Consider the following 24,743-nt stretch of genomic DNA (forward strand, 5'->3'; position numbering starts at 1 on the left):
TGGGGCGCGTGCGATATGGCGAGGTTGGTTCATCTAAGGCTTAAAAATCGGTGGGTGCACCGCCTTCTGCTTTGCGACGCGCAACAAAATCCGCCAATTGATCCTTGATCGCGATGTCCATTGGCGGCGGCGTAAAGTTGTCGATGATGTCGCGATAGACCTGATGGGCTCGCTGCGCCGTCCAAATCGATCCGGCCGCTTCAAACGCTTCGTAATTGCGCCAGTCACTGACCATGGGCTGATAAAACGCCTCTTCATACCGTTGTTGGGTATGTTCGATCCCAAAGTAATGCCCATTGGGGCCGACTTCCTGAATGGCCTCGAACGCGATTGACTCATCGGATGCATCCCATAACACTGGTTCCATATAGCGTTGAATCATCTGAATAACTTCGCAATCCATCACGAATTTTTCAGGGCTTGCGATCAACCCGCCTTCTAACCAACCGGCCGCGTGATACACGATGTTCGTGCGTGACTGCACCGCCGACCACAATGAATTTGACGTTTCCCACATGGCCTGCCCGTCGGGTACATTTGCCGCACAGACCCCTGACCCGCGCATGGGCAACCCGTAAAAACGCGCCATCTGCCCGGTCATTTGCGTTGCGCGCATATATTCCGGCGTTCCAAAGGCAGGGGCCCCGGATTTCATATCGACGTTTGATGTAAACGTCCCGATGACGCTGGGCACACCGGGGGCGACCCATTGCACCAACGCCAGCGCAGACAGGGATTCCGCCAACGACAACGTGACAGCCCCCGTCATGGTCACCGGCGCCATGGCCCCTGCCAACGTGAACGGAGTCACCATCACGGCCTGACCGCGACGCGCCAGACGTAGCAATCCGTCCATCATTGGCGCGTCATGTTTTAACGGCGAGGTCGAATTGATATTGGTGTACATGCGCGGCTTGGCCTGAAACTCTTCTTCGCTCAGCCCGCCAGCGATTTTAACCATTTCCATAACGTCTTCGACACGTTCCTGCCCCAGAGAATAGGCATGTACAACTTTGTCGGTGAGCGTCAGTTTATCAAATAACACATCCAGATGCCGCACCGAGGCATGGATATCCACGGGTTCAACCGGATAGCCACCAGCAAAATGTATGCAGTTAAAATGCTGTGTTAGTTTCAATAGGTTGGCACAATGTTCGCGGGTGCCAGATACCTTTTTGCCCAGTTCTAGGTCGAAATAATTTGGCGGTGACGACACGTTCCCAAACAGAATATGGTGGCCGCCGACGGGGATCGCTTTTTCTGGGTTGCGCGGTGTCATGGTGAATTGATCCGGCGCGCGACCGATCATTTCCACGACCCATTCGCGGTCCATTTTAACATTTGTGCCGTCAACTTTGCAGCCCGCTTTGCGAAACAAGTCCAAGCTTTCGTCATGCAGAAACTCGATCCCGATTTCTTCGAGAATGCGCATGGCCCCATTATGCACCGCCTCGACAGCCTCTGGTCGCAGCGGTTCGGTGGGTGAATCGTAATTCACGGGGATGCGCCATGGCATTTGCTGGCTCACCGCTGTGCTTCGCTTGGCGGTGTTTGCAGCACGGCCGCCAGATCTGCGCCGTGCCGGACGTGTGCCATCAGAACGGGCGCCATCAGGACGGGCCGGGGGGGATATATCAGCCATAGAAATCTCCTTGTTCCTATAGCTTGGCCCCCGCCGGAACGGATTGCCGCACCTTTTGCGACATCGTTTGTCGGAAACGGATCATCCCGATTGCTGATCCAACCAACCCGGCAGGTCCGCAATGGATGGCAAAACTAAATCCGCCCATGGGGCCAATGTGTCGTGATCCGCCACTCCGGTGAGCACACCAATCGTGAACATCCCCGCGGCCCGCCCGGCCTTTAGGTCATGTAAACTGTCCCCTACCATCGCGCAGGTTTTTGGGTCTAATTTTAGGGTCTCACAAAACCCAAATAACTGGCCCGGCTCTGGCTTTCCGCCCCATCCTGAATCAAAACCCGCAATGAAATCAAATGCATCCTCAATTCCTGCCTCTTTTAGATGCGTCCGTGCTGGGGCTTCTGAATCGTTGGTTGCCACACCGATTTTAATATTTCGACGCTGCAATTGCGCGACAAATTCTCTCAAATCTGTGGCCTCAACCTGAGGCGCATTTGCGGCCATTTCATCCATGATCGCGACCAAGTCCGCATGATCAACATCCTCAAGAACCCCGATCAAGGCATCTGCAATTTCATCCGCCGTATGGGCCACAACGATGCTGTCTGGAAAAAACACCTGTTGCTCTGGATCATATCCCAGCGCGTCAGCCAGTGCCGAAATCCGGGTTTGGTCGCCCTGCCCCAAATCGGCCAGCATCCCAGCGGTCCAAGCCCCCCAAGTTGCGTTGAAATCAAACAACGTTCCGTCTTTGTCAAACACGATCCCGCTAAATGTCATCGCTTCGCTTTCTTTGTTGGGAATGGAAACCGGATTTTCCGCACAACCCGTTGAGCCAAAAGTGGTTAGGCAACCAGTCATCTATGTGAATGTTTGCGCAGATAGCGGTCAGAATTAACCAATTGGCAAGGACTTCAAACCGGGTCTGGCCCGATTTAGGTCCAATGAATCTGCTGTGCGCCGGGCAATGCATAACGCGCGCGCAGTGGCTGATCATAGTCCAGATTGTGCTGATCGCAGAACGCCACAATCCACGCATCATCCATTGTCAGAAACTCTAATACTGAACCCAGGAAGGCCGGATCGCCCGCCATTGTCCGAATCTCATCTGCGGCGGCCCCCGTCGATCCAAGAAAGACCGGGCACAATTCTTCGTTCTGCGCGACCCATGCCAAGGCCATAATCGCGATTTCTTCTGCTCGTGAACCATTCATCAGGAAAGCTTACTCCTACGGAAACTGTTTTTTAACCATTAAGCCACAAATTGGATTTGGGAACGGGTTTCGGCTCATGGAAGGAAACTCTTATGTCGGCGCGTATTTTGATTGTCGATAGCGTTGCAACGAACCGTATTGTGCTCAAGGTTAAACTCTTGGCCGCACAATATGAAGTCGTACCCTGCGCTTCGCTGCAAGAGGCACAACAAAAAGTGGTGGATGACCGCCCTGATTTGATCCTGATCGATATTGCGGATCAGCAGGATGAGGCATTTGTCTGGTTCAGCGCGTTAAAATCCAGTCCGGAAACGGCGGCGATTCCTATTGTTGTTTTGGGATCCTTCCCTGCATCAACGTTTCGGTTAGCGGCCTTGGAATCTGGCGCAGACGACATTTTGAACAAACCGGTCCATGATGTGATGTTGCAGGCGCGCATTCGCAGCCTGTTGCGCAGCCGTGACGCGGCAGCTGAATTGAAAATGCGCGAAGATACCCACCGCGCGCTTGGCTTTGCTGAGCAGGCCGAAACCTTTGTTCCGGCGGGGAAAATTGCGATTGTAACTCCGTCATTAACGGGCAATCGCAAACGGCTATCCGCGATCGAGGCAGAATTGGGTCATCGGTGCGAATTTTACACTATGGACAAAGTGCTGAGCGGGGAATTGTTGACCAATGTACCCGACGTGTTTGTCATTGACGGCGTAGGCGTGGAACAGAACCGGTTTGGCAATGACGTCTATCGATTGGTGTCCGAGCTGCGCACGCGCACCGAAACCCGACATGCTGCGCAATTGGTTATTTTGCCCGACGAAACCGAAGGTACAGCGGCAATGGTACTGGATATTGGCGCCAATGATCTGGTCGCCGGACAGGTCACCGTTCGCGAATTGGTATTGCGAATTCACACTCTGCTCGCACGAAAACAGCAACAGGATCGCCTGCGTGACACTGTGCGCGATGGGTTAAAGGCTGCGGTGACCGACCCGTTAACGGGTCTGTATAACCGGCGCTACGCGGTTCCACATCTGACCCGCATGGCGGAAATCAGCCGTGAAACCGGGCGCAATTTTGCGATGATGGTGTTGGATATCGACCATTTCAAATCCATCAATGACACATATGGACACGCAGCTGGGGACCATGTGTTGACAATGGTTGCTCAGCGATTGGCCGAAAATCTGCGGGCGATTGACCTCTTGGCTCGCATCGGCGGAGAAGAGTTCTTGGTTGCGATGCCTGACACCAGCCCCAGCCAAGCCCGTCAAGCCGCGGAACGTTTGCGGGAATTGATCGGTCAAACCGCGTTTGATATTCCAGATCGTCAGATCACTCTGCCGGTGACAATGTCGATTGGTGTGGCGCTTGGTGGGCCAGATTCCATGGATAACGGAGAGGTCGAGCGGGTGTTTGATCGGGCCGATGCCGCGCTGTATCAGGCGAAATCATCGGGCCGCAATATGGTGAATATTTCGCTCTCAGCCGCCTGATTGTGATCTGGAATCGCTGCGATCCGCTGGGCTGTGGTGCCGATTATCGCGCTGAATATCCCGAAACGCCCGGTCCAAACGATCGGCAAATGCGCTGCGTTCTTCTGCGGTCATATTGCGAATAATATCGACCAAAGCCGCCTGCCCCGCATCGACCAACCGGGTGGTTCGATTACGTTGATCTGACAATTGATCCTCGATCACGGTTGCATCAAATGGATCCGCATTCAGCGCTGCGATGAATGCGGTTTTGTTGATCCGGCGTTCCCGCGGCCCCAAGGGGCGCAAATCATCCCGCCCCCGCAGCGCTTCTCCGATCTGACGACGCTGTTCAGGCGCTAAGGCACGCACATATGGGCCGAGGTTCAGGTCAAACCGGGGCGGACCGCCCGCTTTGCCAGACAGGACCGCGCCAACAATCACCCCGCCCACCAACAGGTTCAGTGCCAGTGATACAACCAGCAAAATACGTGTGGCGCGGCTGATCGATTTTTTGGGGTTAGTCGTGTTTGACTGCATGTTTTCAGACGTCATTTCAGCCCTCCAATCCCAATAATGTGCTTTCCGGATAAAGCGAAATTGTTGTCGCATCCCCGGTGATCCCCGTCATCCAGGTTTCAACCGATTCTGGTGGTGCGATGCCAAACCACAGGCCAATCGCGCAGGCTGTGGTCAATCCGCCCAACGATGTCCAGCCACCAATGGCCGCCAGCATGGTCCCCCACAGTCCCAATTGCGGGGCAGCAGCATCCGGTCGGGGCATATGATTGGCCGCATCAGAAATAATCCGCGCCATTAATGCATCCGAAACGTCTGGATCGTCGCCGCGCAATTCAGCAAACAGGGTGTCCACCATCGCAAGATCAGCATCGTCATCATGTGTCTGTGCCATTTTTGCTCCGATCTTTTTTGGGCCCGCTGTGTCGGGGTTAAAATCTTTTGGGTCAATCATCTTCGAACCCCAGTTCTGCTTTGCGTCCGGCCAGTAATCCGGCCAGGGCGCGTTTCCCCCGTGCGGTCAAACTTTCGACTGCGCGCGGTGAAATGTCCATAATTTCGGCAATTTCAGGGTTACCGAGCCCCTCTAAATGACGCAATGAAACCGCTTGGGCCTGACGGTCGGGCAATTGTCCCAGCGCGGTTTTTAACGCGGCAAACCGGGTTTTACGCTGGATTTGTTCAGGCGCTGATGGCGTCGGATCCGTGGGTTCCGCGATATCATCCAGCCCAACCCCACGGCGTTTGCGCAATTGATCCGTGCACAGATTTGCAATCACCCGGTACAGCCAAGTCGACACTTGTGCCTCATTGAGACGCCAATCAGGGGCGATTTTCCACAACCTGATCATGGCCTCTTGCACCACATCTTCGGCGGCGGTTGAATTTTTGAGCAGCCGCGTCGCCTGTGCCAATGCACGGGGTGCCAAACGCGCCGTCAAAATCCGTGCCGCCGACAAATCGCCAGCCGCATAGGCCAGTAACAGCGCACCATCATCGCGCGGATCCGGGGTGCCGGCCGCAGCGTTTGAAGATTGTATATCACCGCCAGAAGCCATGTATGTGTCGTAGCGCCTATCAAACATTTGAGCAATCAGCCGAAAGAGTGAAGGAAAGGGACTGGGAACGAAATGGTCCCTTTCCTTCGGCTTTGATGTTAGCCGCGATCGCGGCCTTCACCATGACGCCCGCCATCGTGACGCCCACCATCGTGACGGCCATGGCGGCCCTCTTTGGCGGATTCAAATTCTTCGGCGCTGATTACACCGTCTTCGTTCGCATCCATACGTGCGAAACCTGACCCTCTGCGTTCGCTTTGTCCCATTTCATCCATCTGCAGCACGCCATCTTCGTTGGCATCCATCCGGCTGACCATACGTTCAATGCGTCGCTCTATGCGGGACTGGTTCTGGGATTGCGCGGCGGCCAACATTTCTTCTGCGCTCAATGCGCCATCCCCATCTGTATCCGCAGCGGAGAACCGCTCCAACATAGGGGCTTGCAGCTCTTCTTGGCTCAGGGTGCCGTTTGCATCTGTGTCCAACTCTTCAAATGTTGGGCGGTTTTGGTCACCCATTCCGCCCATGCCACCGGGACGGGCTTCGGCCGCTGTCACACCAAGACCTGCAATCAGGGCAGCGATCAAAATCTGAGTTTTCATTTGGTATCCTCTCAAGGTTTAGTCTGTTGTTCATTTAGTTTGCCCGCGGCCCTCAACTGCCGAAGACATACCTAGAACGCAGCCCAGGCAAGGTTCCGTCGCAGATTTTTAAAAAAGTTTGCCCCAAACCCCAAAACCCATGCGCGACATCCCGACGCGGCGGCAATGTGGGGGTTTTATTTGACTGTTCGCACAGACATGTCAGAACCTAATAATGAGAGAGAGAATTGAAATGACAAGCCAAGACACAAATAACGATGTGCAGGCTGGTGTGGTTGTTGACGATCGCCCTATGAAACCTGCAATGTGGCGCGGATTTCGCCGTCGTTGTCCAAATTGCGGACAAGGCGCGATGTTTGACGGCTACCTAAAGGTTGCCGATGAATGCACTGTGTGCCGCCAAGAGTTGCACCATCAGCGGGCAGATGACGGTCCAGCCTATCTGACCATTCTGGTGGTAGGCCACCTGTTGGCGGTTTTGATCCATGTGGTTTGGAACAATTTTCGTCCCGATCCGATGGTGATGGCCACAATCTTTACTATTGGGTGTGTGGGGCTGTCTTTGTACCTGTTGCCACGGCTCAAAGGGGTGGTTGTCGCGATCCAATGGTCGCGTCGGATGCATGGATTTGGCGACAAATCATGACGACAAAAACTGGGCCCGTGGTGGATAAAACAGCGATCCGGAATGCGGCAACGATCCTATTGTTGCGCGACCGTGCCACCGCCCCCAAGGTTTTAATGGGACAACGAGGCGCCAAAGCCGCCTTTATGCCCAACAAATATGTGTTTCCCGGCGGGGCGGTCGATGCGGGGGATGCACAGATCCCGCTGGCGCGATCCCTGCCCGATCTTTGTCAGGCACGTCTGAACGAAGAAAGCGATCTATCCGCAGAAACACTGGCCGTGGCTGCCATTCGCGAATTGTGGGAAGAGACCGGTCAAATTCTGGGGCAGCCTACGGATGAGACGACACATTGGTCGGATGCGCCGCAGGATTGGGCCGGATTTGCCGCCGCCGGCTATCGCCCCGATGCAGCCCCCCTGCAATTTGTGTTTCGTGCGGTCACCCCCACGGGGCGCCCCCGCCGGTTTGATGCGCGGTTCTTTTTGGCGGATGCAGACGATCTGGCCACGGACCCTGATGATTTTGAAGGGGCCGAAGATGAGCTAAGCCATCTTCACTGGGTGCTGTTGTCAGAGGCCCGCGCGTTGGATTTGCCGTTTATCACGCAGGTGGTTTTGGCGGAAATTGCCGCGCGTGCCCATGACCACACGCCTCCAAAATCCGTGCCCTTTTTTCGCAATGACGACGAGGCGCATCTCATTTCGCGTTTGGATGGGATCAGTCCGTTGGCGAAATAACCCTTAGGCAAACACGATCAATGCCAGAATGGACAATGTCAGGAATCCGACGCCTGCCAATTCACGCATCGACACTTTTTCTTTGAAAAACAGCACGGTAGCCATCAACGAAAGCAGCAACTCGACCTGTCCCACGGCATTTACATAGCCCACTTTTTGCAACGTGAACGCCGTGAACCAGCAGATCGATCCGGCCATGGACGTGATCCCAACCAGCGCGGCCACCCGCCATGCCCTGAGCACGCGGATCACCTCTCCGCGTTCGCGCCAAATCAGGTAGGCACCCAAAATCAAGGTCTGAAACGCCGTGACACAGGCCAACGTGGTCAAGGCGCGCAAAAACACATCCCCCGTTTCCAATGACAGCGATGCACCGCGATATCCTACCCCGGAAATGCCAAAAAACACGCCAGATGTCAGGCCCAAACCGCTGGCCCGGTTGAATATGCGATGTCGCCATGGACCGGTCGCATTGGGCGGGTCTGACAGCAACAGCACCCCGACCAGCCCGATCAGAATGGCCACCAATCCCAGCGTGCTGACCCCTTCGCCTAGAACCACAATGCTCACCAGAACAGACAGCAGCACTTCGGTCTTTTTGAAGGTGATCCCAACGGCAAAATTACGATGCGAAAACAAAGCGACAACGCACATCGTCGCCAAAATCTGGCTGATGCCCCCAGCAATGGCATAGGGCCAAAATCCGCCGGGGATCTGAGGCATGGTTTGGTCGCTAAACGACGCATAGCCAAACACCAAAATAGCAACCAACGGCGCTGAATAGATGAACCGGGCAAAGGTCGCGCCCCCCGTGCTCAGCTGGGTTGATTTCAAATGTTTTTGCAACATAAACCGCAGGGTTTGCGCAAAAGCGGCCAACAGAGTGACGGGAATCCAGATATCCATCCTGTCCTATCGCCCAGTTTTACCCCCGAGGCCAGAGCGGATGTGGCACCGGGTCCTTGGCCCGAAACAAATGGCGCCTAAAAATTTCGGCGTAGGTGGCATAGCTATAGTGTTCGTTGATGCGCAAATATCGGTTCGGATTGCGATCAAATGCATCGGGCAACTGATACCAGGGCATCCGCGGATGCATGTGATGAACGACGTGTAAGTTATTGTTCAAAAACAGAAAGGCTAACGGTCCACGATCCTGAATGATCACCGTTCTGGCGCGCGATTTTTCATGGGCTTGGTGTTCCAAAAATGTGCGAATTTTAAGCAGCGACAACCCCAGATAAGCCGCACAAAAATAGGCCCATATCGACAATGCCGACGATGTGATCACAAGCACCACAACCAGTGTCGCAGGAATATGCCAGAGCCAGCCGCGTAAAACCACACGATCTCCAGCCCGGATCGCCCGCCAATCGGCCAACATAAAACACATCTGACCGATCAAAGGGCCAACCACCATTCGCCCGGCAAGCGTATTGTTAACCCGCAGCAAAAGCTGAACGAAACCGGGTAATGTCGCCCAAACGGCCGGGTCCATGTAATTGGATTCCGGATCATCATAGGGATCGGTGAGCATGGAATCCCGGTGATGCGCCAAATGGGAATCGCGAAACCGCGCATAGGGAATAAGCAGCGTCAGCGGCGACAAAATCAGGGCTGCATTTACCCGCTGCGATGCAAATGGATGTCCATGGATGACTTCGTGTTGCAAGGATGAATGCAGGGCAATCGATGTGGCCGTGATCAGGATGGCCAGTGGGATCGACACCAATGGAATCGCAAAAATGCCAATGATCCAAACCAGATAGCAGGCCACAATCAGCCATAGCGTGGGCCATTCAACCCGCGTTTTTTTCGTATTCATACTGTTCCTTGACGCCACTTGATGGGCAAGGTGGTTGTAACATTTGCGTGAAGGCTGGGGCATCCTGTATGTAGGCAACAGAAAATCCCCATTGTTTAGGAAATCCAGCACATGCCGCATTCAATCGACAAACGGGCACGCGCTGCGCTGTTTCGCGACAGATTGACCGCTGCCCTCGCTGAGTCCGGTCAAAATCGCACAGAACTGGCCCGCAAAGTGGGTGTGGATCGATCGACGATTTCGCAATTGCTGGCCGCTGACACCGCGCGATTGCCAAATGCCCAAGTGGTTGGCGCCTGCGCGGGTGTTTTGGGCGTGTCGGCGGATTGGTTGCTGGGCCTGTCAGATCGCCCTGAACGCGCCGCGGATATCGCCGCCTTGTCTATGTCGATGACGCGCGCGCCCCGCGCCTTGGTGGATGAACAGATTTTTGCCTGGCACCAAGAGGCGGAAGGATACAAAATCCGCCATGTGCCTGCTGGCCTACCGGATATGCTAAAAACAAATGCCATGTTGCATTGGGAATATGCGCCTTCTTTGGGACGCACCGCAGATCAGGCGATTGGGGCGTCGCGTGACAAACTGGATTGGATGCGTCAGGCCACATCGGATTACGAAATCGCATTGCCGCTACATGAATTGCAGTCTTTTGCACGTGGAGAGGGCTATTATAGCGAGGTCCCACAGCAGATGCGCAAAGAACAGCTAGATTACATCGCACAGCTGCATGCCCAGCTTTATCCGTCGTTGCGGGTGTTTCTGTTTGATGCGCGCCGCATATATTCTGCGCCCGTCACGATCTTTGGGCCGTTGTTGGCGGTGATCTATCTGGGGTCCAATTATCTGGCGTTTCGCGACACAGAACGGGTACGTGCCATGACCCGGCATTTTGACCAATTGGTCCGCGAGGCCGATTTGTCGCCCCGCGAATTTGGTCAAACCTTGGCGAAATACAAAGCCCAGATCGGGTAACCTGCCCTGTTAGAAAGGGTTAGGTTTCTGGCGTTGGTTCTGCGGCCACTTGGGGGACGGGTGATCCGGGATGGTTGAATTCATCCGGCGAAGCTGGTGTCCCCAACACACGAGGATCACAAGCCACCATCGGGCTGCCTTGGTCACGAATGATCAATCCCCCCCGCGCGCGGCAGGATTCAAAGCTCATGGATGACCCAAGCACAAGGTATTCGCGAAAGCCGCCAGATGCGCCCCCGCCACCAGAGCTTCCGCCCAAACCACCTCCGCCTGCAGGCACTTCTAAGCAGCCGCTTAGCGCAAAAACAGAACACAATACCAAACGTTTCATTGGCTTACCTCCACGAGTCGGCTGACATCATACCCGTTGAAATCCAGAATTTCACGTGCTGCTTGCATCCGATCGGCTGAAATTTGCGAGTCTCGGTTTAATATCCAGCCCAACCGCCCATTTGGGTCGGCCAAAACCATGGTGCGATAGCTGTCATCGGTCCATAAAACCCAATATTGCTCTGATCCTTGGGCCCCGATCCGCAATCGTCCGGGGCCGATCTGGGTTATGCCACCACCGATCAGGGTTCCATCCGCGCAGTGCCGTGTAAACAATGTGGCGCTGATCTGAACCTGCGTTGCGACACACACCCCATCTGGAAATTCGGCCATCACATGCCAATCGCCCTGCGCCCGGTCAAAGTCGAACAACGCCTTTGAGGCAACCGGCTGAGTGGGGTTGCGGTAGGGAATCGGGGCAGAGATCAAAGCAGGCTCTGCCGCGCAACCCGCCAATAAACCGATGAAAACCAGATACTTCACAGGGGATCCTTAGTATGGCATCGGGTTGGCGCGATGGGCTTTGCTGATGTCTGCCAGAACGTCTTGGCTAAGGCGCAGATCATCACCAGCCAGTAGATGTTCCAGCTGTGCCAGTTTGGTTGCCCCAAAAATCGCCGAGATCGGGAAAGGCCGGGTGCGTTGCCATGCCATGGCCATATGCACCGGATCCAACCCATGTTTCAGCGCAACATCGACATAAGCCGCCGCCGCGATATGGGCGCGAGGCGTGTTGCGCCCACCGATTTCCTGGCCGTGGGTCATGCGGCTGCCCTCTGGGATCGCGCCGTCGCGATATTTGCCGGTTAAAAACCCGGTTGCCAGAGGCGAAAACGACAACAGCGTCACGTCTTCGTTGACGGCCAATTCCGCCAAATCCGTATCATAAAGCCGGCACATCAGCGAATATTCATTCTGTATCGACGCTACACGCGGCAGATTGTGCTGTTCGGATAATTGCAGCCATTGCGACGTGCCCCAACAGCTTTCGTTGGATAGGCCAAAGGCACGCACTTTGCCTTCTTTGATCAGATCATCCATGGCCCCCAGCACATCCAGCATATGGGCATGGGTATCGGCCTTGTTTTGGCCAGACGGGTCATAATTCCAGTTCTGGCGGAACATATAGGACCCGCGCACAGGCCAATGCAGTTGATAAAGATCGATGTAATCGGTTTTTAGGCGCGCCAAAGAGGCATCCACGGCCTCGCGGATCAGCGCCCCGGTATAGCCTTTGCCATCGCGCATAAACCCGCCATTGGGCCCGGTGATTTTGGTGGCAATCACCCAATCCTGACGCCGCCCATTTGCCGCGAGCCAATTGCCGATTACTTGTTCAGACATGCCACAGGTTTCCGCATTAATCGGCATGACGGGATACATTTCAGCAGTATCAATAAAATTTATCCCCGCCGCCAGTGCCATATCCATTTGGGCATGAGCATCAGATTCAGGTGTGTGTGTCGGGAATGTCATTGTGCCAAGGCACTGATCGGACACCATAATATCAGTCCGTCCAAGCGGGATCATGTGCATTTCAAAACCTTTCGGGAAACTTGCTGTTAAGGTAAACTTAACTTCTGTGCCAGCAAGGACAAGAGACGTTTAGCGACAGGGCATGACGATTTTTAAATGGACGCGCCGTGCAAAACCGCACAGGTTGCAAATATGCGTACCCTGATTTCCTTTGCCGCCCTGTTTATGTCTGTCGCGTTATTGCAACTGTCGTCGGGCGGCGTTGGGCCATTGGATGCGTTGACAGGTTTGGCAGCGGGATTTTCCCGCCAGGAGGTGGGCCTGTTGGGATCCGCGCATTTCCTTGGCTTTTTTGTGGGATGCTGGTGGGCGCCCCGATTGATGGGCCATGTGGGACATTCGCGCGCCTTTGCAGTTTTGACCGCTTTGGGCGCAATTGGGATGTTGGGGCACACGTTTTCGCAGCACCCCTATTTTTGGGCGGTTTTGCGGATTGCGTCAGGGCTTTGTGTTGCGGGATGTTATACCGTTATCGAAGCCTGGCTGAACGCCAAAATCAGCAATGAAACCCGCGGACGCACCATGGGCACATACCGGTCCGTTGATATGGGCGCATCCATGGTGGCGCAGTTGATGATCGGTGCCTTGGCTGATCTGGAAACCTATCTGGCCTATAACACACTGACATTGTTGGCTTGTGCGGCCTTGTTGCCACTGACGTTAACCCGACTCAAACAACCCGAATTGCCCTCTGCTCCGCGTCTGCGCCCATCGCTTGCGCTGAATCGGTCGCCATTGGCGGCCTTGGGTGTGGTGGTTGCCGCGCTATCGGCTGCCTCGTTTCGCATGGTCGGCCCGGTCTATGGCCAAGAGGTCGGCCTGAGCGCGGACCAGATCGGGTATTTTCTGGCCTCGTTTGTGGCGGGGGGCGCATTTGCACAATTGCCCGCTGGATGGCTGGCGGACAAATATGACCGTCGCTGGGTCATGATCTGGTTTTCAGTAGCCGCGATTGCATCCTGCAGCATCACGATCATGATGTCGGGTGGTGGCACAACGGCCATCATGATGACGGCGGCATTGTTTGGGCTGACGGCGTTTCCGATCTTTTCGATATCCGCCGCCCATGCCAATGATTTTGCCAGCAACGAAGAACGTGTGGAACTGTCAGCCGCGTTGATGTTTTTCTACGCCATCGGAGCAATCGCCGCCCCTTATACGACCTCGGCCTTGATCGATATATTTGGCCCCTCAGCCCTGTTTGTATTCATCGCCATGGGGCATTTGGTGTTGATCCTGTTTGGCCTGTTGCGGATGCGCGTGCGCGATACACCTGCGGACAAAACCAACTATGTTTATGCGCCGCGCACCTCATTTCAGGTAGGGCGTTTGATGGCGCGGTTCCGGGATCCGAAACCCGGAAAATCCGACTGATCCCTTTGCGACATTGCCCACTGGCCTTGGCCCCATTCCTGCGATAAACGCGACCCAAGCGAAGAGGAAGCACATCATGGCACGTCACCTGATCACATCGGCAATTCCGTATATCAACGGGATCAAACACTTGGGCAATCTGGTTGGGTCACAACTGCCTGCGGATTTGTTTGCGCGTTATCGCCGGGGTCGCGGTGACGAAGTGATGTTCCTATGTGCCACCGATGAACACGGCACACCGGCTGAATTGGCGGCCACCAAGGCAGGCAAACCCGTCGCAGAATATTGCGCCGAAATGCACGATGTTCAGGCCAAAATCGCCGATGGGTTTCGTCTGTCTTTTGATCACTTTGGCCGGTCTTCATCTGCGCAGAACCACAAACTGACCCAGCATTTTGCCGGACGTCTGTTCGAACAGGGTCTGATCCGCGAAGTCACTGAAACACAGATGTATTCCCCCGCTGATGGCCGGTTTCTACCGGATCGCTATATCGAAGGCACCTGCCCCAATTGCGGGTTTGACTCTGCGCGTGGTGATCAATGTGACAATTGCACCAAGCAGTTGGACCCAACCGATCTGATCGAACCTTATTCGACCATTTCCGGGTCCAAAGATCTGGAAGAACGCGAAACCAAGCATCTGTATCTGTGCCAGTCCCAACTAAAGGACAAGCTGGCCACATGGATCGACAGCAAATCTGACTGGCCGATTCTGACCACATCCATCGCCAAAAAATGGCTGAACGACGGGGATGGCCTGCAGGATCGTGGCATCACCCGTGATCTGGACTGGGGCATCCCGGTCAAACGCGGTGATGCGGACTGGCCCGGCATGGAAGGCAAAGTGTTCTATGTGTGGTTTGACGCCCCCATCGAATATATCGCCGCCGCCCAGGAATGGGTCGATTCAGGCAAAGGGGATGATTGGGAACGTTGGTGGCGCACCGACAAAGGCGCGGATGATGTGACCTATACCCAGTTTATGGGCAAAGATAACGTGCCGTTCCACACCCTATCATTCCCAGCGACCATCTTCGGCGCCGACGAAGATTGGAAACTGGTCGATTATATCAAATCTTTCAACTACTTGAACTATGATGGCGGCCAGTTCAGCACATCGCGCGGGCGCGGTGTTTTCATGGATCAGGCGTTAGAAATCCTGCCTGCCGATTACTGGCGCTGGTGGTTGCTATCCCACGCGCCAGAAAGCAGTGACAGCGAATTCACTTGGGAAAATTTCCAGGCAGGCGTGAACAAAGATTTGGCCGACGTGCTGGGCAATTTCGTCAGCCGCGTCACCAAATTCTGCCGCTCCAAGTTCGGCGAAGAAGTCCCAAGCGCAGGTGACTATGGTGACGCCGAAAACGCGTTGATCGCCGATTTGACCACAAAAATCCGCGCTTATGAAACCCATATGGATGCCATGGATGTCCGCAAATCTGCCGGTGAATTGCGCGCAATTTGGGTGGCGGGCAACGAATATCTGCAAAACGCCGCGCCTTGGTCCACGTTTAAAACCGACCCAGATTTGGCCGCAGTGCAAATCCGCATGGCCCTGAACCTAATCCGGCTTTATGCCGTGCTGTCCGCGCCGTTCATCCCTGACTCAACGGGTAAATTGTTGTCGGCGATGAACACGTTGGACACCGCTTGGCCCGACGACGTGACCGCGGCCCTGTCGGCCCTGCCCGGCGGCCACGCCTTTAGCGTGCCCGGTAATCTGTTTGACAAAATCACCGATGAACAGCGCGAAGACTGGCAAACCAAATTTGCCGGCACCCGCGACTAAGCTTTGTTTGGTTGATCCATGAGGGTGGCGTCATATTCCGTCATCTGCGCAAACCCGGGCCGTGCGGCGCATCGGTCAACCCAGTCATGGATCAACGGGTCCTCAGGCAGCAGCGATCGGAACCACACAAATGGCGATGCGATCAAAATATCCGCCGCGCTGAAATCATCCCCCATCAAATAGGGGCCGCGGCGCAGCGGGATTGCCAATCGTTCCGACATCTCAGCAAAGCCACGGAAAAAGCTCTGGAAAATCGGGCTGCCATCCATTTCGGCGATTTTAGCTGCCAGAACTGGTTCAATCACACCGCCGTAATAATGCAGCCATGACAGATAGGTCCCACGATCTGCATCCCCAGCCACAGGCGCTAACCCATTGGCAGGAAACATATCCGTTAGATATTGGGTGATCGCGCCGCTTTCTGTGATGACCACCCCGTTATGTTCAAGGGCGGGAACTTTGCCATCTGGATGTGGGTTTTGCGGATCAATCCCCGACGGGCCCTGACTGCGGATAATTGTGACCGGAACGATTTCGACGTGATCGCCCGCCCCCAGTTCATCGATCAGCCAAACAATTCGGCTCGAACGACTTTGCGCAGAATGATAGAGTTTTAACATGCGTGTAATCCTGTGTTCATTCCCGATATTCTGCCGCGTCTTTGTTGCTCGGTCTTGTAAAAAACCGCCATCGGGACTGCCGAGGGGTTTGGTATGCTGATTGAACATAAATCGCTGCACGCTAGCGGATTAATGAACCGCACCAATAGTTTGCAGCACATCACCATTGATCAGTTCGGGCCGCAAAATCCCGATGATATCCCATGGTTGGACCATGTCTGGCGGGTGGGTTGGGATCTACCTGACGGCGTGATCCATCCCCAACAAACGCTTCCCTTTCCGTCCTGCCACATCGTTTTTGACACCAATCGTGGCGCGGCATTGCATGGCTGTTCGTCCAAACGTTTCGACTATGATGTCAGTGGGCATGGTGTGGTTCTGGGCCTGCGCCTGCCCCCAGCGGCGCAATCTGCGTTTACGGATACGGATCCACGACAATTGGTTGATAGCTCCATTCCCATCGAACAGGTTTTTTCTGCGCAAACCGTTGAAAAACTGCCTGAAATCAGCGCAACGACAAGACCAGACATCCCCACAATTTCTGAAATCCTAAGGGTCCTAAATGCCGTTGCACGCCCATTGTCACAAGCTGCGCAAAACGTGCAATCCCTGATTAAACGGGTGCAAATGAGCCCTGATTTATGGCGTATGACCGATCTGGAACAGGCCTCAGACCTGTCAGAGCGCCAATTACAGCGGCTGTTTGCAACCCATTTGGGGCTGTCGCCAAAATGGGTCATCGATCGGTTCCGCATGCATGATGCATTGGACGCATTAGAAGAAGGCGCAAACGTGGATCTGGCAGATTTGGCCGCACGTTTGGGGTTCACGGATCAGGCACATTTTTCCAACCGATTTAAGGCGATGACGGGGGCCGCGCCGGGGGTTTATCTGCGGCGCAATCGTTAATTGGCCTCTCTGCAAACCCATGTTAACCTTTCTTCGATTTATGGTTCATTCTGATTTTGAGGTCACATATGCCCCGCCTTTCCCCACGCCAATCCATCTTCTCCGCTGCTTTGTTTGCCCTATCGGCGAGCACGGCAATGGCTGCAACCTGTGGCAATGACAGTTCTGGATTTAACACTTGGAAACAACAATTTGCCGCCGAAGCGCAGCGCGCGGGTGTTGGCAATGCCGGGCTTCAGGCCTTGGCGGGTGCGCAATATTCGCAATCCACAATCAACGCAGATCGCAACCAACGGGGCGTGCGGTATGCATTGAACGATTTTATCCGCATCCGGTTGGGCAGTTTGGACAGTTTTGCCGCACAATCACGCCGGGAAAAGGCAAAATACCCGGATTTTTATGCCGGATTAGAGCAACGTTTTGGCGTGCCGGCTGGGATTTTGCTGGCCATTCATGGCATGGAAACCGGATTTGGCCGCAATATGGGCAACACGCCGGTCATCGATAGCATCACCACCGTGGCCTATGATTGCCGCCGGTCTGAATTCTTTACGCCCCATGCGTTAGCGGCGCTGACCATGGTGGATCGTGGCATGTTGACGGCCAATCAACGCGGCGCAGCCCATGGTGAGTTGGGCCATACGCAATTCCTGCCGGGCAACGCGCTGCGCTATGGGGTGGACGCGGATAATAACGGTCGGGTTGATCTTTATTCTTTGTCAGATAGCCTTGCGTCGACAGCAAATTATTTGCGCGAAAAAGGCTGGCGGCCCGGCGAAGGTTACCAAGAGGGCAGCCACAATTTCCGCGTATTAAATGAATGGAATGCAGCGACCGTTTACCAACAGGCAATCGCATTATCTGCCCAACGCATCGACGGCTAAACACCGGCTTTGCCGCGCGTTTTCATGTTAAAAAGGCCCCCAAATCACTTGGGGGCCTTTGTTTTAAGAGGGGCTCATGCCGCGCAGGCGTTCGGATCGTCGCCGCAGCAATTCAAGCGTGAGCAGCATCAGGATCGAGAACGCCACTAGGATCGTGGCCACTGCCAGAATGACCGGGCTGATCTGTTCGCGCAGGCCGGTAAACATCTGCCATGGCAGGGTTTGTTGCTTGGCCGATCCTACAAACAGCACCACCACCACTTCGTCAAAGGATGTGATAAAGGCGAACAATCCGCCAGAAATCACGCCCGGCAGGATCAGCGGCATTTGCACGCGGAAAAACGTGGTCACAGACCCCGCGCCCATATTGGCGGCCGCCCGCGTCAGGGATTGGTCAAACCCAACCAACGTGGCGGTGACGGTGATGATTACAAACGGAATGCCCAATGCGGCATGGGCCAGAATGACCTTGATATAGCCAGTGACGTCTTGGGAAAATCCAAAGACATCCTCCATCCAGAGGCCCATTTTGGTGTAGAAAAAGAACATGCCGGTCGCCGAAATGATCAGCGGCACAATCATCGGAGAGATGAGCAACGCCATGATCAAACGGCGAAACGGCACAAAGCTCTGGCTAAGGCCGATGGCCGCCAAAGTGCCCAAGCTGACCGAAATGATCGTCGCAAACGGCGCGATGATCAGGGAATTGGCGAACGCACGAGTCCAATCTTCGCTGGCAAAGAACGCCTGATAATGGCGCAATGAATAGCCGTCCGGGTCAAGGCGCAGCATTTCCGGCGTAAACGTAAAGAAGTTTTCCGCGTTAAAGCTGAGCGGGATCACAACGGCAATTGGCGCGATCAAAAAGAAGAAGATCAGCCCGCAAATTAAGCGAAATGAATAATACCAAATCCGTTGTAGCGTTGAGGCATATGGCGGTAATCCTTGTGACATATCAGCCTCCTAGCTTTACGTTGTCGATGCCCACCATCCGGTCATAGAGCCAGTAAAGCGCCAGCACGAGCGCCAGCAAAATGGCCCCAAGTGCGGCTGCCAGCCCCCAGTTGAGAGAGGTGGAAATGTGGAACGCGATCCGGTTGGAAATGAACACACCTTTGGTGCCGCCGACGATTTCTGGCGTGATGTAATAGCCAATCGCCAGAATAAACACGAGGATCGAGCCCGCGCCGATGCCCGGCACCGATTGCGGGAAATAGACCCGCCAGAACGCGGTCCAGTCGGTTGCGCCCAGCGATTTGGCCGCCCGCAGATAGGTAATGGGGATGGTTTTCATCACCGAATAGAGCGGCAAGATCATGAACGGCAGCAGGATATGTGTCATCGCAATGATGGTCCCTGTGGCGTTGTTGATCAGCGCCAGACGATTGTCATCCGCCACAATCCCAATCCAGACCAGAATGTCGTTGATCACGCCTTGGTCTTGCAGCAGCACCTTCCAAGCAGAGGTGCGCACCAGCAGGGATGTCCAAAACGGCAGCAATACAAGGATCATCAACAGGGACGATGTCCGCATTGGCAGATTGGCCAGCAGCCATGCCACAGGATAGCCCAACAGGATGCAGCTGAACGTGATGACCATGGACATAATCATCGTGCGCTTAAACAGCTTTAGATAGATTTTTTCATCATCATCAACGGATTGCGCCCCGTTTGGGTTCAGCTCATAGTCGATGGCCGCCAGGAAATAACCCGCCGTATAGGGCGATGAAAACGCTTTGATTGTGCCCCAAACTTCGGGGTCGGACCAACCGTCTTCGATGTCATAAAACGCATCCCTGACGCCGGGATCTTCGAAATTGCGGGCGGCAATGGCGGCGGCGCCAATCAGGTTGCCCATCGGCAGGCCCGTCAGGTCCGCACCCGCACTAAGATCCTGATAAAGAGACAGATAAACCACATGCCAAGGCTCTTCTTGGGTGGGGCTATCGTTGTCTTCGGACTGGATAATGCGGGCAAAAGACGCATAGGCATCCGCGGTTTGCGGCAATTGCGCTTCGACATCTGCGTTGATCACAAAGGCAGGTTCCGGCGTGTCGCCCCCTGCAGCGGACCAGTCTGACTGCGCCGAAATCCAGTCAGGGTCCGCCATCAAAGCCACCCAAGTTTCTGGCGCTTCCCAGGCGGCATCAAGAGCGACAAACTGATCGGTAAACTCTTCGCCGATATCGTCAACCTTGCGGCCAGACCGACGGAACAGGGACGAAATACCGGGCAATTCATAATTCAACCGACCGGCAACACGCGTGTGGTTTTTCAACTCAACCGCGACGTTCATGTCCAGCAACAGGGCGGTGAACACGTCCTCATTCGGGGCGTCGCCTGCGTCGTAGTCCCAATCGTCCAGCGCAATCACCGTGCGTGGGAATGTCGCCGAAACCAGATCATTTTCGACGGACCGAAACAGCATCACGCCAATCGGATAAATAAACGTCACACAGATAAAAATCAGCAGCGGTGCAATCAGCAATAATGCGCGAATTTTCTGACGCCTTAGCGCGCGGTGCAGGGATTTGCGCAATGGCGTGCCATCTGCAGCCAGAACAGGTGCGCCCGGATCAGTTTGGGTTGCGTCGCTCATTTAAGGGGCCCCTTCCACGATCAGGATATCGCTTTCGGCGGTGCGATGGCGGATGGTCATCACGTCTTGGTATGCGGGGTCATTATAGGCGGCTTGGGCGGCCTCATATGACGGAAATTCGATCACGACACAGCGCTGTTTGAACGACCCTTCTTTGGTGTCAGACGTCCCGCCGCGCACTATAAATCGCCCGCCCAACCCCAGCAAAATCGGGGTATCCCGTTCAACGTATTCTTTGTACGCCTCGGGATCAGTGACGGTGATATGGCCGATAATATAGCCCTTAGGCTTGCCTTGGGGCATGTCGTGCTCCGGTTTTGATAGAGGTGGACAGGCCCCAACGGGCCCATCCATTTATTGTGTCAAAGCAACAGCTTATTGAGCAAGCCATGCCTGGAATTTTGCGTCGATATCATCACGATAATCGGCCCAGAATTCGTACTGCGTGACAAACACGTTGGTCGCGTTTGCAGGATCCGTTGGCATATGTGGCGCCATTTCGATGCCCAACGTGGCATGTGTGCCAACCAGTGGCGCCGAAGATGCACGTGCAGGACCGTAGGAAATATACGCAGCCTGATCCGCCAGACGCTGAGTGTCTGTTGCGTAGCTTACGAAATCCATGACCCGGGCCAGACGATCCTCTGGCAGACCGGCAGGAATGATCCACCCGTCAAAGTCCAGCATCTGTGCATCCCACAGCATGCCAATTGGCTGATCTTGCTCGGCGATGGCGGCAAACAGACGACCGTTATAGGTCGAGCCCATGACAACTTCGCCATCGGCCAGCAACTGAGGTGTTTCAGCCGCAGCGGTCCACCAGACAACTTGGTCCTTGATGCTGTCAAGCTTGGCCAGCGCTTGGTCCTGACCTTCGTCCGTGGACAGAACGTCATAGATGTCTTCTTTGGCAACGCCGTCACATAGCAGCGCCCATTCCATGTTCGCCAATGGGCGACGGTTCAGCGCGCGTTTGCCGGGATATGTGTCTGTGTCAAACAATGCACAGATATCCGTTGGCGCAGTATCCCCAACCATATCAAGACGATAGCCAACCGTTGTTGAGAAAACGATCTGAGGGATAAAGCAATCAGAAACGATGGAATCCGCGAAATCGTCAGATGCCGACGACCCGTCGGCGCCCATGGCCAACATATCGTCGTGGTCGATTTCCATTGCCAGACCTTCGTCACACAGACGGATCGCATCGCCGGCTTCGACGTCGACCAGATCCCATGTGATGTTGCCCGCTTCGTTCATTGCGCGCAATTTGGCAACTGCCTCGCCAGAGCTTTCGTCCCAGATGATCGATACGCCGTCATTTGCGGCCGAATAGGGATCCGCATAGGCGTTGATCTGGCTGGCCTGATAGGCGCCGCCCCAGCTGACAACAGTCATGTCGCCAGCCATATGGCCATCCGCAGATACCGCGCCTGCTGCAAATGTCAGCAGCGAAGTGGTCATAAGAATATTGTGAAGTTTCATACCAAGTCTCCCGTTTTGGTTCCGGTTCGTTCGTTGGACCATGCCTACCGGACAGGCACCGTCACATTCCCGTTCACGCATCCAGCGCGCGGCAATCCTTTGGCAGCCAACCGATTTCGATCTGTTGGCCGGGCGTCAGGCGGACCTGATCGGGCGCATTGCGGGATTTGATGACAAAATCATCGTTCCCAGCAACCCGCAGACGTGTGCGAAACACATCGCCCATATAGATAAATTCCAGCACCTCAGCCTTGAGCAAATGCGCATCCGGGTGCAGGCGTTCCTTATTAAATTCAACACGTTCCGGGCGGATCGACACACGCGTGCGTTCCCCAACTTTGGAGACGTTGACAGGGTTGGCATCGATTTCGCCGCCCCCATCCAAACGCACCACACATTGGTCGCCCTTTATTTCGGTCACCACCCCTGCGAGGGTGTTATTTTCACCGATGAACTGCGCAACAAAGCTGTTTTTAGGCTCTTCGTACAACGTGTCGGGTGGGGCCAGTTGCTGAATGCGGCCATCCTCAAACACGGCGACGCGGTCTGACATGGTCAGCGCTTCGGTTTGGTCATGGGTCACATAAACCACGGTGATGCCTAGATCATGGGCCAACCGGGTGATTTCAAATTGCAGCGTTTCGCGCAGCTGTTTGTCGAGCGCGCCCAGCGGTTCATCCATCAAAACCAGTTCCGGCTCAAACACCAATGCCCGCGCAAGGGCGATCCGCTGTTGCTGGCCACCGGACAATTGCGCCGGACGTCGCCCACCGAAATCGCCCATCTGGACCATATCCAACGCGCGGGTGATTTTGGCCTCGCGCTCGGACTTGCCCATTTTGCGGACTTCTAATGGGAAAGACAGGTTTTCGGCCACGGTCATATGCGGAAACAGCGCGTAGTTCTGAAACACCATGCCAATGCCCCGTTTATGGGGTGGGATATTGTTGATGGGCCTGCCCGCCAAACGAATGTCACCATGGGTTGCGGTTTCGAACCCGGCCAGCATCATCAGACAGGTGGTTTTGCCAGACCCCGATGGTCCAAGCATTGTCAGAAATTCGCCTTTGGGCAGCGAAAGGTTCAAATCTTTGACGACAAGATTTTCGCCGTCATAGCTTTTTTGCACGCGATCGAATTCGACGAATGCATCATCGGAGGTTGTTGTGGCCAATGTGGCGCTCCCTGGTATTTCGGCAGTTTTCTGCACGTATTATCGCAGAGCGTAAGCAGCAGATCACAATGACGCAATACGCCAGATGCGCATTTTGCACTAGTTTGCACCAAAACTGCAGTCCGATTCACTTTCCAAGTCATAAACCGAAGCCGTTTTCACTTTGGGATGTTTTTTTAGGCGAATCCGAAAAGTTTCGGATCGTAAACAAAGTTTACGCTTCCCTTAGGTAAACTGTGTGATTGGAATTCTATCATAGGGTGTTTACCAAACGGGATGTGACATGTGGTCAGGTCACAAAAAAACGAGGGGGACTGAGAAAATCCCCCTCGCCTTAGAATGCCGCTAACCTGGATTTAAAATGGGGAATCCGGGAAGTAGAAAGAGGCAGCATTCTCGGGAGTGATAAGGGTCGCGCCCAGAATATAGCGACCCGCAACAGGGCCGTTTGATTTAAACGCCGCAACCGTGACGTCCATCGCCGTGGCGATCATCGACGGCGGATACAGCACGTCAACAGGAACCAGTTCGTTGCCATCCATTATGCCGCGAATGGTTTCTTTCATGCCAGCACCGCCAACAACAAACATGCCATCGCCTGCACGATCCGCCTGTTCCAGCGCCGCAACAACGCCAATCGCGATGTCATCATCCTGCGCCCAAACCGCGTCAATATCCGGGAAACGGCTCAGGAAATCCTGCATGACCTCAAACCCGTCATCACGGTTCCAATTGGCATGTTTATGATCCAGAACATTAATGCCCGACCCTTCGATGGTTTCCATAAACGCATCAAACCGTTCGTTGTCGATCAATGTTGGGATGCCCCGCAGGATCACAATATTGTCGCCCTCGTTCAGACGGCCCATCATGTATTCCGCAGATACGCGCCCCAGTTCCGGGTTGTTGCCCGCCACATAGATGTCTTCGATCCCCGGCTGGCTTAGCCCGCGATCTACAACCGTGATCAAGGCGCCGGTGTTTTTGACGTTCAAAACCGGATCGGTCAGCGGCTCGGATTCAAAGGGCAGCACAACCAAAGCGTCGATGTTGTGGATCGATACCAGATCCTCCAATGCGCTGGCCTGAGATGCGGGATCGGGTGAGTTGATCAGGACAAGATCAACGTCAGGATACAGCGCCTCTAGCCGTGCTTCGGCCTGTTCGGCATGCCAGTTCATCCCAGCCGCCCATGCATGGGTCGGCGTTGGATAAGATACGCCAATTTTGATCGTTTCGTCAGCAAACGCTGCGCCAGCCAGCGTGACCGCCCCGCCGACCAGACCCGCCATAAATGTTTTCGATAAGGCCATGTTTTCCTCCCTGGAAATGGTGCCGATGAATGCCCCACCAGACGTGGTGGCGCTGTTAACGTCCCGG

Annotated in this window: 26 protein-coding genes and 1 pseudogene; 8 read left to right on the forward strand and 19 right to left on the reverse strand. The window is 54.8% G+C overall.

Going from position 1 to position 24,743, the window contains the following annotated elements; genetic code table 11:
- Positions 1–40 precede the first annotated feature (40 nt).
- The 3 genes from AB1F12_RS11445 to AB1F12_RS11455 form a co-directional block, all read right to left on the reverse strand.
- Positions 41–1,642, reverse strand: coding sequence for a trimethylamine methyltransferase family protein (locus AB1F12_RS11445; protein ID WP_368184464.1), 1,602 nt, complete (start codon positions 1,640–1,642; stop codon positions 41–43).
- 81 nt (positions 1,643–1,723) lie between these two features.
- Positions 1,724–2,503: an HAD family hydrolase gene (locus tag AB1F12_RS11450; RefSeq protein ID WP_368184465.1), complete on the reverse strand. Its 780-nt coding sequence runs from the start codon at positions 2,501–2,503 to the stop codon at positions 1,724–1,726.
- A 74-nt stretch (positions 2,504–2,577) separates the two neighbouring features.
- Entirely contained in the window at positions 2,578–2,856 is a 279-nt protein-coding gene (locus tag AB1F12_RS11455) for a DUF3572 domain-containing protein (protein WP_368184467.1), read from the reverse strand.
- Positions 2,857–2,948: 92 nt separating this feature from the next.
- On the opposite strand from AB1F12_RS11455, the gene AB1F12_RS11460 reads away from it, so the two are divergent.
- Positions 2,949–4,346, forward strand: coding sequence for a diguanylate cyclase (locus AB1F12_RS11460; protein ID WP_368184468.1), 1,398 nt, complete (start codon positions 2,949–2,951; stop codon positions 4,344–4,346).
- Here the strand turns inward: AB1F12_RS11460 and AB1F12_RS11465 are convergent.
- The 4 genes from AB1F12_RS11465 to AB1F12_RS11480 all read right to left on the reverse strand — a co-directional run bounded on the left by AB1F12_RS11465 (position 4,335) and on the right by AB1F12_RS11480 (position 6,504).
- Positions 4,335–4,880 (reverse strand): periplasmic heavy metal sensor, encoded by a 546-nt coding sequence (locus tag AB1F12_RS11465; protein ID WP_368184469.1) that lies wholly within the window; start codon positions 4,878–4,880, stop codon positions 4,335–4,337. The genes AB1F12_RS11460 and AB1F12_RS11465 overlap by 12 nt on opposite strands.
- A 1-nt stretch (position 4,881) precedes the next feature.
- A complete protein-coding gene (locus AB1F12_RS11470) occupies positions 4,882–5,238 on the reverse strand; it encodes a hypothetical protein (RefSeq protein WP_368184470.1) in 357 nt (118 codons plus the stop codon).
- A 52-nt stretch (positions 5,239–5,290) separates the two neighbouring features.
- On the reverse strand, positions 5,291–5,902 hold the full coding sequence (locus tag AB1F12_RS11475) for an RNA polymerase sigma factor (protein ID WP_368184471.1): 612 nt from the start codon (positions 5,900–5,902) through the stop codon (positions 5,291–5,293).
- 98 nt (positions 5,903–6,000) lie between these two features.
- The gene (locus tag AB1F12_RS11480) at positions 6,001–6,504 is read right to left on the reverse strand and encodes an EF-hand domain-containing protein (RefSeq protein ID WP_368184473.1); all 504 of its coding nucleotides are present in this window, start codon (positions 6,502–6,504) and stop codon (positions 6,001–6,003) included.
- 232 nt (positions 6,505–6,736) lie between these two features.
- On the opposite strand from AB1F12_RS11480, the gene AB1F12_RS11485 reads away from it, so the two are divergent.
- Together AB1F12_RS11485 and AB1F12_RS11490 are read left to right on the forward strand one after the other, a co-directional pair.
- Positions 6,737–7,150, forward strand: a complete 414-nt coding sequence (locus AB1F12_RS11485; RefSeq protein ID WP_368184474.1) for a DUF983 domain-containing protein — start codon at positions 6,737–6,739, stop codon at positions 7,148–7,150.
- Entirely contained in the window at positions 7,147–7,869 is a 723-nt protein-coding gene (locus AB1F12_RS11490; RefSeq protein WP_368184476.1) for an NUDIX domain-containing protein, read from the forward strand. Before AB1F12_RS11485 ends, AB1F12_RS11490 begins: the two co-directional genes overlap by 4 nt.
- 3 nt (positions 7,870–7,872) lie before the next feature.
- On the opposite strand, the gene AB1F12_RS11495 is transcribed toward AB1F12_RS11490, so the two are convergent.
- Together AB1F12_RS11495 and AB1F12_RS11500 are read right to left on the reverse strand one after the other, a co-directional pair.
- A complete protein-coding gene (locus tag AB1F12_RS11495; protein ID WP_368184477.1) occupies positions 7,873–8,775 on the reverse strand; it encodes an EamA family transporter in 903 nt (300 codons plus the stop codon).
- A gap of 19 nt (positions 8,776–8,794) precedes the next feature.
- The gene (locus AB1F12_RS11500; RefSeq protein ID WP_368184479.1) at positions 8,795–9,691 is read right to left on the reverse strand and encodes a fatty acid desaturase; all 897 of its coding nucleotides are present in this window, start codon (positions 9,689–9,691) and stop codon (positions 8,795–8,797) included.
- A gap of 111 nt (positions 9,692–9,802) precedes the next feature.
- Here AB1F12_RS11500 and AB1F12_RS11505 point away from each other — a divergent pair, with 111 nt between their 5' ends.
- The gene (locus AB1F12_RS11505) at positions 9,803–10,663 is read left to right on the forward strand and encodes a helix-turn-helix domain-containing protein (RefSeq protein ID WP_368184481.1); all 861 of its coding nucleotides are present in this window, start codon (positions 9,803–9,805) and stop codon (positions 10,661–10,663) included.
- Positions 10,664–10,682: 19 nt separating this feature from the next.
- Here the strand turns inward: AB1F12_RS11505 and AB1F12_RS11510 are convergent, their stop codons facing one another.
- From AB1F12_RS11510 to AB1F12_RS11520, 3 genes are read right to left on the reverse strand one after another with little or no spacing between them, the layout of a single operon-like run.
- Positions 10,683–10,994 (reverse strand): hypothetical protein, encoded by a 312-nt coding sequence (locus AB1F12_RS11510; RefSeq protein ID WP_368184482.1) that lies wholly within the window; start codon positions 10,992–10,994, stop codon positions 10,683–10,685.
- Positions 10,991–11,476 (reverse strand): lipocalin family protein, encoded by a 486-nt coding sequence (locus tag AB1F12_RS11515; protein WP_368184483.1) that lies wholly within the window; start codon positions 11,474–11,476, stop codon positions 10,991–10,993. The genes AB1F12_RS11510 and AB1F12_RS11515 overlap by 4 nt, the downstream gene beginning before the upstream one ends.
- Before the next feature lie 9 nt (positions 11,477–11,485).
- Positions 11,486–12,529, reverse strand: coding sequence for an aldo/keto reductase (locus AB1F12_RS11520; protein ID WP_368184485.1), 1,044 nt, complete (start codon positions 12,527–12,529; stop codon positions 11,486–11,488).
- Positions 12,530–12,661: 132 nt separating this feature from the next.
- On the opposite strand from AB1F12_RS11520, the gene AB1F12_RS11525 reads away from it, so the two are divergent.
- A complete protein-coding gene (locus AB1F12_RS11525) occupies positions 12,662–13,903 on the forward strand; it encodes an MFS transporter (protein WP_368184486.1) in 1,242 nt (413 codons plus the stop codon).
- A 76-nt stretch (positions 13,904–13,979) separates the two neighbouring features.
- On the forward strand, positions 13,980–15,692 hold the full coding sequence (metG, locus tag AB1F12_RS11530; RefSeq protein ID WP_368184487.1) for a methionine--tRNA ligase: 1,713 nt from the start codon (positions 13,980–13,982) through the stop codon (positions 15,690–15,692).
- Here the strand turns inward: metG and AB1F12_RS11535 are convergent.
- Positions 15,689–16,312, reverse strand: coding sequence for a glutathione S-transferase family protein (locus AB1F12_RS11535; RefSeq protein ID WP_368184489.1), 624 nt, complete (start codon positions 16,310–16,312; stop codon positions 15,689–15,691). The genes metG and AB1F12_RS11535 overlap by 4 nt on opposite strands.
- A gap of 93 nt (positions 16,313–16,405) precedes the next feature.
- Between AB1F12_RS11535 and AB1F12_RS11540 the strand changes: the two genes are divergently transcribed.
- Together AB1F12_RS11540 and AB1F12_RS11545 are read left to right on the forward strand one after the other, a co-directional pair.
- Entirely contained in the window at positions 16,406–17,221 is an 816-nt protein-coding gene (locus AB1F12_RS11540) for a helix-turn-helix domain-containing protein (RefSeq protein WP_368184491.1), read from the forward strand.
- Positions 17,222–17,289: 68 nt separating this feature from the next.
- A complete protein-coding gene (locus AB1F12_RS11545) occupies positions 17,290–18,105 on the forward strand; it encodes a lytic transglycosylase domain-containing protein (RefSeq protein ID WP_368184493.1) in 816 nt (271 codons plus the stop codon).
- Positions 18,106–18,168: 63 nt separating this feature from the next.
- Here the strand turns inward: AB1F12_RS11545 and AB1F12_RS11550 are convergent.
- The 6 genes and pseudogenes from AB1F12_RS11550 to AB1F12_RS11575 form a co-directional block, all read right to left on the reverse strand.
- A pseudogene (locus AB1F12_RS11550) lies at positions 18,169–19,017 on the reverse strand (ABC transporter permease); the annotation flags it as partial.
- A gap of 43 nt (positions 19,018–19,060) precedes the next feature.
- Complete coding sequence (locus tag AB1F12_RS11555) at positions 19,061–20,704, reverse strand: ABC transporter permease (RefSeq protein WP_368184494.1); 1,644 nt, start codon at positions 20,702–20,704, stop codon at positions 19,061–19,063.
- On the reverse strand, positions 20,705–21,007 hold the full coding sequence (locus tag AB1F12_RS11560) for a DUF1330 domain-containing protein (protein ID WP_368184495.1): 303 nt from the start codon (positions 21,005–21,007) through the stop codon (positions 20,705–20,707).
- A 72-nt stretch (positions 21,008–21,079) separates the two neighbouring features.
- Complete coding sequence (locus AB1F12_RS11565) at positions 21,080–22,189, reverse strand: extracellular solute-binding protein (protein WP_368184497.1); 1,110 nt, start codon at positions 22,187–22,189, stop codon at positions 21,080–21,082.
- A gap of 73 nt (positions 22,190–22,262) precedes the next feature.
- On the reverse strand, positions 22,263–23,363 hold the full coding sequence (locus AB1F12_RS11570) for an ABC transporter ATP-binding protein (RefSeq protein ID WP_368184498.1): 1,101 nt from the start codon (positions 23,361–23,363) through the stop codon (positions 22,263–22,265).
- A 356-nt stretch (positions 23,364–23,719) separates the two neighbouring features.
- On the reverse strand, positions 23,720–24,676 hold the full coding sequence (locus AB1F12_RS11575; RefSeq protein WP_368184499.1) for a substrate-binding domain-containing protein: 957 nt from the start codon (positions 24,674–24,676) through the stop codon (positions 23,720–23,722).
- Positions 24,677–24,743: the final 67 nt, after the last annotated feature.

Origin of the sequence: Aestuariibius sp. HNIBRBA575, assembly GCF_040932005.1 — a bacterium.
Taxonomy (GTDB): Bacteria; Pseudomonadota; Alphaproteobacteria; order Rhodobacterales; family Rhodobacteraceae; genus CANLNM01.

Coding starts and splice junctions, on each gene's coding strand:
- AB1F12_RS11505 (WP_368184481.1), top strand. CDS start 9,803: ATGCCGCATTCAATCGACAAACGGGCACGCGCTGCGCTGTTTCGCGAC.
- AB1F12_RS11540 (WP_368184491.1), top strand. CDS start 16,406: ATGCTGATTGAACATAAATCGCTGCACGCTAGCGGATTAATGAACCGC.
- AB1F12_RS11560 (WP_368184495.1), bottom strand. CDS start 21,007: ATGCCCCAAGGCAAGCCTAAGGGCTATATTATCGGCCATATCACCGTC.
- AB1F12_RS11480 (WP_368184473.1), bottom strand. CDS start 6,504: ATGAAAACTCAGATTTTGATCGCTGCCCTGATTGCAGGTCTTGGTGTG.
- AB1F12_RS11485 (WP_368184474.1), top strand. CDS start 6,737: ATGACAAGCCAAGACACAAATAACGATGTGCAGGCTGGTGTGGTTGTT.
- AB1F12_RS11475 (WP_368184471.1), bottom strand. CDS start 5,902: ATGGCTTCTGGCGGTGATATACAATCTTCAAACGCTGCGGCCGGCACC.
- metG (WP_368184487.1), top strand. CDS start 13,980: ATGGCACGTCACCTGATCACATCGGCAATTCCGTATATCAACGGGATC.
- AB1F12_RS11445 (WP_368184464.1), bottom strand. CDS start 1,642: ATGGCTGATATATCCCCCCCGGCCCGTCCTGATGGCGCCCGTTCTGAT.
- AB1F12_RS11465 (WP_368184469.1), bottom strand. CDS start 4,880: ATGACGTCTGAAAACATGCAGTCAAACACGACTAACCCCAAAAAATCG.
- AB1F12_RS11520 (WP_368184485.1), bottom strand. CDS start 12,529: ATGCACATGATCCCGCTTGGACGGACTGATATTATGGTGTCCGATCAG.
- AB1F12_RS11510 (WP_368184482.1), bottom strand. CDS start 10,994: ATGAAACGTTTGGTATTGTGTTCTGTTTTTGCGCTAAGCGGCTGCTTA.
- AB1F12_RS11495 (WP_368184477.1), bottom strand. CDS start 8,775: ATGGATATCTGGATTCCCGTCACTCTGTTGGCCGCTTTTGCGCAAACC.
- AB1F12_RS11500 (WP_368184479.1), bottom strand. CDS start 9,691: ATGAATACGAAAAAAACGCGGGTTGAATGGCCCACGCTATGGCTGATT.
- AB1F12_RS11455 (WP_368184467.1), bottom strand. CDS start 2,856: ATGAATGGTTCACGAGCAGAAGAAATCGCGATTATGGCCTTGGCATGG.
- AB1F12_RS11555 (WP_368184494.1), bottom strand. CDS start 20,704: ATGAGCGACGCAACCCAAACTGATCCGGGCGCACCTGTTCTGGCTGCA.
- AB1F12_RS11450 (WP_368184465.1), bottom strand. CDS start 2,503: ATGACTGGTTGCCTAACCACTTTTGGCTCAACGGGTTGTGCGGAAAAT.
- AB1F12_RS11575 (WP_368184499.1), bottom strand. CDS start 24,676: ATGGCCTTATCGAAAACATTTATGGCGGGTCTGGTCGGCGGGGCGGTC.
- AB1F12_RS11470 (WP_368184470.1), bottom strand. CDS start 5,238: ATGGCACAGACACATGATGACGATGCTGATCTTGCGATGGTGGACACC.
- AB1F12_RS11460 (WP_368184468.1), top strand. CDS start 2,949: ATGTCGGCGCGTATTTTGATTGTCGATAGCGTTGCAACGAACCGTATT.
- AB1F12_RS11525 (WP_368184486.1), top strand. CDS start 12,662: ATGCGTACCCTGATTTCCTTTGCCGCCCTGTTTATGTCTGTCGCGTTA.
- AB1F12_RS11490 (WP_368184476.1), top strand. CDS start 7,147: ATGACGACAAAAACTGGGCCCGTGGTGGATAAAACAGCGATCCGGAAT.
- AB1F12_RS11565 (WP_368184497.1), bottom strand. CDS start 22,189: ATGAAACTTCACAATATTCTTATGACCACTTCGCTGCTGACATTTGCA.
- AB1F12_RS11545 (WP_368184493.1), top strand. CDS start 17,290: ATGCCCCGCCTTTCCCCACGCCAATCCATCTTCTCCGCTGCTTTGTTT.
- AB1F12_RS11535 (WP_368184489.1), bottom strand. CDS start 16,312: ATGTTAAAACTCTATCATTCTGCGCAAAGTCGTTCGAGCCGAATTGTT.